We start from the raw sequence: 8,037 nt of genomic DNA, 5'->3' as shown, positions 1-8,037 counted from the left end.
GAAGACCGTCCGCGAGGTCGAAGACCGATTAGTGCGAATCACACCTCCCCGTTTCCGGCAGGACGCCCACCACTGGCTCATCCTGCACGGTCGCTACGTCTGCAAGGCGCGCAAGCCCGACTGCGGGACCTGTCTGATCCGCGACCTGTGCGAGTATCCGGACAAGAGTGACGATGTGAAGACGTGAAGGCGTAAGTACCGGAACCCGGCAGGCCGATGACTGTCGGTCCTTCACTCCTTCACTCCTTCACTCCTTCACTCCTTCACTCCTTCACTCCACATGTTCTCCCCCTCCCGCGAGCAGGCGCGCCGGTTCTTCTTCGACACCTGGGCGAAACACTGCGCCGGTGTCCCGCTCGAAGGACTGGAGACGACCGCGCTCGCGGTGATTCTCCTGCATCCGGAGTATCAGCCGCTCCTCGCGGATCGCGAACGTAACCTGGACCGCGACTTCGGACCCGAGCAGGGTAGCCTGAATCCCTTCCTGCACCTTTCGCTGCATCTCGCGATCGAGGAGCAGCTTTCCATCGATCAGCCACCGGGCATCGCGGTGGCGTACCGCGCACTCGTCTCTCGCTGCGGCGACGAGCACGATGCCCGGCACGCCGTGCTGGAATGCTTGGGAGAGGTCATCTGGAACGCACAGCGCAACGGCACGGTACCCGACGGCGCTGCGTACCTTCGCTGCATCGCGCAGAGGGCCGGCGCGTCGCACACTCGGTGAGTTGGCGAGATAGCGTCGCCCCCGGGGTGGAATGCTAGAATCCGCGTCCCGTCCGACCCCACTGCAGCACAAACGATGAACGAAACGCGCTCCTACAGGCTTCGCCCGATTCCGGCGCTGATCTTCGCCAGCCGCTGGCTGCAACTCCCGCTCTATCTCGGCCTGATCGTCGCCCAGGGCGTCTACGTCTGGCAGTTCTGGAAGGAGCTCGTCCACCTGCTGCACATCGCTGCCGAGCGCGACGTCATCAACGAGACGCAGATCATGCTGGTGGTGCTGGGCCTGATCGACGTGGTGATGATCGCGAACCTGCTCATCATGGTAATCGTCGGCGGCTATGAGACCTTCGTCTCGCGCCTCTATCTCGAAGGGCACCCGGATCAGCCCGAATGGCTGTCGCACGTCAACGCGGCGGTGCTGAAGGTGAAGCTCGCCACTGCGATCATCGGCATCTCGTCGATCCATCTGCTCAAGTCGTTCATCAACGCCGATCAATTGTCGCCGCACGTGATCTACTCGCAGGTGGGGATCCACCTCACCTTCCTGTTGTCCGCGCTCGCGGTGGCGGCGACGGACCGCCTCCTGGCGCCGACCCTGAAGAAGCAGCACGGGGCACACTGACGCAGAGCCCCGCGATCAGGCGACGAGCCGGCCGGCAATACCTTCGTGCCCGGTACGACCTGGGTATTGACGCGGCAGACGGACCCTCTTATCCATGAAGCTCACCAGAAGGCAGTTCAATACGATCGTTGCGGGCTTAGGGGCCGGAGTGACCGTCAGACCAGAGGCTGCGAAGGCCCAGAGCAATGCACAGCCAACGACCAGTCTCGCCACGACCCCCGCGGCGGCTCATCAGGCAACCTACTTCTTCAAGAACTCGGCCTTCGAATACGTGCTCCTGACGAGCCTCGGGCGCGCCTATCACCGGGGCGGGAATGTCGGTAAGGTTCTGTACGTCATCCGGCAGATCGAAGACGGCAACTTCGAGAGCGCCTACCAGGCTCTGATCGCGGCGGGAAATGAAATGCGTGCGATCGCCGAGGATTCCGCAAGCGGCGGTCACATCGAAAGCGCCCGGCAGGCTTACCTCTGGGCGCAGAATTTCTACGACAGCGCCACCTACTTCGCGGATGGCACCGGCGACCACAGGCGGATCACGACGGCCTGGCAGATGATGGACGACTGCTGGCTGAAGTCGCTTGCTCTGTTCGATCCGCCGATCGAACAGGTCGGCATTCCATACGAGGGCATCGCGCTGCGTGGATTCTATTTCCGCGGGAAGAGCAGCAAGAAACAACGCCCTCTGCTCATCCTCGTCAACGGCAGCGACGGCTCGGCCCTCGACATGTGGATGATGGGAGCGGCGGGAGCGGCGCCCCGGGGCTACGATTGCCTCACTTTCGACGGGCCCGGGCAGGGCTACGCGCTCTGGAAGCAGGGCCTCACGTTCCGGCCGGACTGGGAGCGTGTCGTGACCCCGGTGGTCGACTTTGCCCTCGCCCGCAAGGGTGTCGATCCGAAGCGGATTGCCATTCAGGGCATCAGTCAGGGCGGATACTGGGTGCCGCGCGCACTTGCCTTCGAGAAGCGAATTGCAGCTGCCATCGCAGACCCGGGCGTGGTCGACGTCTCCACGTCGTGGACCGCAACATTGCCGCCGCCGATGCTGGAGTTGCTGAAGGCGGGCCGCAAGGACGAGTTCGACAGCTACATGACCAAGATGCTCGATCCCGCCACGAAGAATTCCCTGGTCTTCCGCATGAGACCCTATGGCACGACGTCGTACTACGACGCCTTCAAGGCGACGATGACCTACAACCTCACGGATGTCGTCGGGAAGATCCGGTGTCCGATGCTGATCACCGAACCGGCGAACGAGGCATTCTGGCCCGGGCAGTCGCAACGACTGTACGATCTCCTGACGTGTCCGAAGACTCTGGTCCCGTTCTCGGTCTCCGACGGGGCGGACCTGCACTGCGAGCCGAAAGGCTACGGACTGAGAGACCTGCGCGTGTTCAACTGGCTCGACAAGACCCTGGGGTGACGTCCCTGACTGGCCGATGGCCGGCGCTTTGCGCATGCGCGCATTGATCCGGAACCGCGCCCGCAGGACAATTCGCCGGCTATACCCAAAAACCGCCGCGCCCAGGCAGGACGGCGGAATCGCTTACCCTCCCCACCACTCGGAGCAATGACCATGGACACCATCAAACCCGTCTTCACAGCCACCGCAACGGCGACCGGCGGGCGCAACGGACACACCGAAGCGAGCGACGGTTCAGTGAGCGCGGACCTGTCGGTGCCGAAGGCAATGGGAGGCCCCGGCAAGCCGGGCACCAGCACACCCGAACACCTGTTCGCTGCCGGATACGCAGCGTGCTTCGGCGGTGCGCTCGACTTCGTGGCGAAACAGCACAAGAAGGACGCGACCGGGGCCACTATCACGTGCGCCGTCACGATCGGCCCGCGTGACGCGGGCGGCTTCGGCCTCGCCGTCAAGATGCGCGTCGAGGACAAGAGCCTTTCGCAGAGCGATCTCGAAGCGCTCGCGAAGGAAGCGCACGAAAAGATCTGCCCCTACTCGCACGCGACGCGCAACAACGTCAACGTGGAGTTCGAACTCGTCGGCGGGTAGCCTGTCACGAGCGTTCTTCCAGCGTCTCGATGAGCAAGAGAATTTCGGCGGCCGAGGTGTAGTCCAGCTCGGGCCCCGCGGCGAGCCCGCCGTCGCGGTTGCCGGCGGCGATGGCTTGGAGGGCGTGGAGGAAGGGGCGTCTGTCTTCCGGAAAGTCGGGGTCGGCGGCGAGTTGTTGGAGGCCCTCCAAGACCGCCGCACTCTGGCCGGGAAGCAGGTCCTGGGTCACGGCGAGCGCAAGGCGGCCGTCGGCGTGGTGGTTCTCGCCGCCGTCGCGGCGGTAGGCGAGGTAGCAGTCGATGGCCTTGGCTCTGGCCTCCGCGGCGGCGGCAGGGTTGTCGGCGTCCGTCTCGATGCCGGCGAGGATGGCCCAGGTCGTCCACGGTTTGGCGGCGTGGCCGAGCTGCGCCTTGCATTCGATCGCCCGGCGGGTTTCCTGCCGCGCCTCAATCAGGCGGCCAAGCTTGCGCAGGGTTTCGGCGAGGTTGTTTCTTTGGCGTCCTTCTCCCGCGACATCGCCAATCTCGACGTACTTGTTCACGGCCTGCCGGTAGAAGGCAGCAGCGTCCTCCAGCCTGTCGAGGACACCGCCATACAGGTTCCCCAGTTGCCCGAGCGTGCTCGCCTGCCCGGCGACATCGCCGAGCTGCACAAAGATGGCGAGCGATTTCCGATAGGCGTCCTCCGCCGCGTCGGGCTGGCCTGCGCTCTGGTACACCACGCCGCTCTGATGCCAGCTCACGGCGACGCTGCCCGGTTCGTCGAGGGCAGTGAAGCGCTCCCGCGCTTCGGCGTGGGCGGCCAGCGCCTCCGGGTAACGGTGCTGCTGCAGGCGTACAGTGCCGAGCTGACCTCTGCCAACGGCGACATCCCGTTCGGAGCCGAGTTGCTGCGCGCGGCGGATGGCCTCTTCGTAGGCTGACACCGCCTCGTCGAGCCGGCCGAGGTCTACGAGGCAGTCGGCTTGTCTTACTAGAAGGACGGACGCCATTCTTTCCGCAGCGCTGTTCCTCTGCTCCTTGGCGATGGTCTCGAAGCGCTTGCCGGCATCGTGAAATAGCGCCAGGGCCTGTGCTGATCCACCGGCTTCCAGAGACCCTAGACCCAAGAGATTGATAGCCATCGCCAGATCGTAATCGGCGCCCGCGTAAGCCTGCTCGCCCGCCGCCCGGATGCACTGGAGCAAGGCTTGCGCGCCGTCCTGCGCCGCGCGCAACTGTCCGCCGCCGAGTTGCTGCTGGATGCGGGTGCGCGCCGCCTCGAAGCGCGCGTGGTTCCAAGCCTCGCCCTGCTTTTCGAGCGCCGCCGCCGCGGCGTCGCGCACGTGCCCCACGCGCTTCAGCAGCCACGGCTTGCCGAGCCCCTGCAGCAGCCTGTGAAGCGCGGTCGTCAGAGCGATCGTCGCCTCCGCATCGTCGGAGGCTTGCACCCGTTCCAGCAATGCAAACAGGTTCGGCAGCTCCAGGCCCGTTAGAGTCGCCCCGACTTCGGCGTTCTGGCTTCCCTGCTGTTCGAGGAGCCGGGCATACTGGCGCATCACCTCAACCCAGCGCGCCGTGAGCGCCTCACGCTCCGCTTCCTCCATCCCCCCGCGCAAATAGGGGCAAAGGGCGGGATTGAGGCTGAGATGGTAATAGCGATTCCGCGTCGCCAGCCCCGTCCGGATCAGCTCGTCCGCCAGCGCGGCCACATCCGCCTCTTCCCACCGCATCATGTTCGCAAGCACGCCGAGTTGGACCCCGCCGTGAAACACCGCGAGCACGCGCGCCCGCTCGCGGTTGGCCGGTGACATCCGCCGCAGCGACAGCTCGACGCTGGCGAAGAGCGATTGCTCGCGGTTGCCGGGGAATCTGCGCTCCATTTCCGCCATCAGTTCGACGAGCGATTCGCGGGTGGCTTCGACGCCGCGACTCCTCAGCGCCGGCGCCAGCAGTGCCAGTGTGCGGGCGTGGCAATGAACGGTATCGACTAGCTGCTTGATCTCCTCGTGCGCGGCATTGGACACCGCGTCCGCGGCGCCTGCGGCATCCAGCACCCGTTCGACCAACTTCACCGCGTCCTCGCGGTCGAGCCGGTGCAGCTCCCGCCGGTGCCGCTCGCCAGCGAACGGTGCCGGCAGCACCTCGCGGCTGGTAAAGACGAGGCGCGTGTCGCCCACTTTCAGCAGCCGCTCGCACAGGGCAAGGATGCCCTCCAATTCTTCGTGTGCATCCTCCGAGAGCGCCGCCGGCGTCTCCTCGGCCAGGAAGGGCGGCAGGAGGATGCTCTCAATGTTGTCCACCACGAGCAGCGTGGGCTGCTCGCGCAGTGCACGTTCGACCTGCCTGATCGCCTCTTCGAGATCGCCCGCCGCCGAGAAGCCTTTGCCGACGATCTGCCGGCCGATGGCATCCACCACCGCGCGCTGATGGCCGTGGGTCTCGACCGAGACGAACGCGGCGCGGCGGATCTGCTGCGAGCGCACCAGCCAGCGGCCAAGCTCGGCGGCGAGCGCGGTCTTGCCTTCGCCGCCCTGGCCGCGCACCACGGCATAACGCTCTTGCCGCAGCAGCCGCTCCAGTGCCAGCAGCTCGCGGCTGCGGCCGATGAAGCCGGTTGCCGGCACCGGCGGCAGTTCGCCGAGGCGCGCCTTGAGCGCGGTTTGAAAATCTTCCTGCGTCTGCTTCCCGGGTGTGGCGCGGAAGAGCTGCGGGTCGTCCTTCTCCTGGAACAGCACGGGCACGAACCAGTCCTCGAGCCGCAGCTCGCCCGCGCCGAAGATGCGCCCGCGAAAGCTGTCGTCCTTGAGCCGGCGCTGCCCCGCCAGCATGGCGTCCCCCACGCGCTTGCCCGCTGCGAGCGCATCGTAGAACGCTTCGACGAAACGGCGCGCGGTCTCGACCAGCACGCTGTGGCTCATGGCCACGACGGAGGCGACGCCGACCTTCAGCAGCTCGGAGGCGACCGATTCGGACGCCTGCTCGGCCTGGGCAGTCTGGCAGGCTTCGAGGAAGACGAGCGGGATGCGGTGATCGCGCAGCAGCGGACCAAGTTCGCTCGTGAAGACCGTGACATGCCGGCGGCGGTCGAGCTTGGCGGTATCTTCCGGGTGCTCGAAGCACAGTCCGCCGAGGCCGACCGCGCGGTCGTAGACGCCGTGGCCATCGAAGTGGACGACGTGATAGGGCTCGCGGGCGGTGCGGGCGCGGTCGAGCTCCTCACGCAGCGCCGGCAACGTGGGCGGGCTCAGGATGGTCAGGCGCACCAGGCCGGGCAGGTCTTCCATCGCCTCGACCAGCGGCAGCGCGCTGGCGCGATGGTCGATGTATCCGCAGGCGTCGTCCTCCGGCCGCGCGGTGACGAGCAGGATGCGGATGGGTGGGGCGACCACCGGCACACCGAGATCGCGCATGTTAGGCAGGCACCGGCGCACGCGCGTGGGCTTCGCGCCCTGGAACAGGTAGCTGTCGCCGTCGTGGAGCAGCTCCCACGGCAGACCGAGCAGCACGGTGCCAGCTTCGCGGGCGGCCTTCTGATCCGCATCGAGCGCACCGGCTTCGAACCCGGCATCGACGTGGATGGAGAAGCGGCGCCCCGCGTGAGCATCGATCTTCGCCCAGACATTCATGACGTTGGCGGTGTGCGCGACCGGCATCGCCGCGTCGTGCAGGAGCCGGCCCCACTGTACGAGGTTCTGTTCGACGTGCCGCGCGCGATCCTGGATGACAGCCACCCCGCTCGGCCAGACGGCGTACTTCTCCAGGTACCAGCGCAGCTCGGCGGTCTCGATGGGGCCGATGGGGGCGACGAAGCGCCAGCTCTGCGTGCTGGCGACTTCGCGCTGCCCCGGTATGGCGGGTTCGTAGACCAGCCGCGCGCGGGCGGTGGGGCGGCGCGTGCCATCCTGCTCGTGGAACTTCAAGTCGGTGAGCTCGAGCACGAGCTCTTCGAGCAACTCGGCCCTGGGCTGCTGCGTGGGCGCGACGTCGGCGGGCAAACGTATACCCATTGCAACGAGGATGGGGTGAATAGCGGCTTCGACCCCACCCGGCTTGCCGCTTACGGGGATGTAGAGCGGTTCGCCATTGAAGAACTGCTCGAGCACGCCGAGCTTTGTGCCGTCCAGAGACAGCGCGAAGACCGGGAAGGTCTCTCGCTCGCGTCGCTTCTGCACTTCGAGCGCGTGGCGCAGTTCTTTTCCTACCCACCGCGATTGGAGCGACGCCGGGCTCACGACAACGGTGTACGCCACCGCTTCGTCGATCGCTTTCTCTATGTCGGGCTCAAGCAGGCCCCCGGGAAGAAGCTCCCGTGAATCGATCCACGCGTTGACGCCATGGTCGCCGAGCGCCTGCTGTAGCGCACGGACGAACGCGTCGTCTTGCGAGCTGTGCGAGATGAATAACTGGCTCATCGCCGGTCCGCCCTGAAGCGATTACCCCGTCATCATATCAGCGTCCAGCCGCCAGTCGTGCCACGGGTCACATCGATCGAGGGGTATCGAAAAACTCCGATCCCTGGGCGTGTGCGACACGTCCCCTGCCGGCACAGTACATGTTTGCATCGCCGCACTCGGGCGTCGACCGCAGCGAAGACCTAGTCCCTCCGGCCGATTTCAGGCCTGCACGCTTGCAACGATCATTCGTGTCGCCGTCGGCACCAACACCCGGTTAGGGCGGAGGAGAGACGGCACAAATGG

At 66.1% G+C, this 8,037-nt stretch carries 6 protein-coding genes; 5 read left to right on the top strand and 1 reads right to left on the bottom strand.

Going from position 1 to position 8,037, the window contains the following annotated elements; translation table 11 throughout:
• The 5 genes from JNK68_16095 to JNK68_16075 form a co-directional block, all read left to right on the top strand.
• Nucleotides 1–187 (top strand): endonuclease III (locus JNK68_16095; GenBank protein ID MBL8541865.1); only part of this gene is annotated, 187 nt, incomplete at its 5' end.
• 93 nt (nt 188–280) lie between these two features.
• Nucleotides 281–724 (top strand): DUF1841 family protein, encoded by a 444-nt coding sequence (locus JNK68_16090; GenBank protein MBL8541864.1) that lies wholly within the window; start codon nt 281–283, stop codon nt 722–724.
• Nucleotides 725–799: 75 nt separating this feature from the next.
• A complete protein-coding gene (locus JNK68_16085) occupies nt 800–1,345 on the top strand; it encodes a TIGR00645 family protein (GenBank protein ID MBL8541863.1) in 546 nt (181 codons plus the stop codon).
• Nucleotides 1,346–1,439: 94 nt separating this feature from the next.
• On the top strand, nt 1,440–2,768 hold the full coding sequence (locus tag JNK68_16080; protein MBL8541862.1) for a prolyl oligopeptidase family serine peptidase: 1,329 nt from the start codon (nt 1,440–1,442) through the stop codon (nt 2,766–2,768).
• 153 nt (nt 2,769–2,921) lie between these two features.
• Nucleotides 2,922–3,359, top strand: coding sequence for an organic hydroperoxide resistance protein (locus tag JNK68_16075; protein ID MBL8541861.1), 438 nt, complete (start codon nt 2,922–2,924; stop codon nt 3,357–3,359).
• 4 nt (nt 3,360–3,363) lie between these two features.
• On the opposite strand, the gene JNK68_16070 is transcribed toward JNK68_16075, so the two are convergent.
• Complete coding sequence (locus tag JNK68_16070) at nt 3,364–7,752, bottom strand: tetratricopeptide repeat protein (protein ID MBL8541860.1); 4,389 nt, start codon at nt 7,750–7,752, stop codon at nt 3,364–3,366.
• Nucleotides 7,753–8,037 lie beyond the last annotated feature (285 nt).

The sequence above is a fragment of the Betaproteobacteria bacterium genome, assembly GCA_016791345.1.
Classification (GTDB): Bacteria; Pseudomonadota; Gammaproteobacteria; order Burkholderiales; family JAEUMW01; genus JAEUMW01.
The sequence above is the reverse complement of the archived record's forward strand: the minus strand, read 5'-3'. Positions and strand labels throughout refer to the sequence as shown.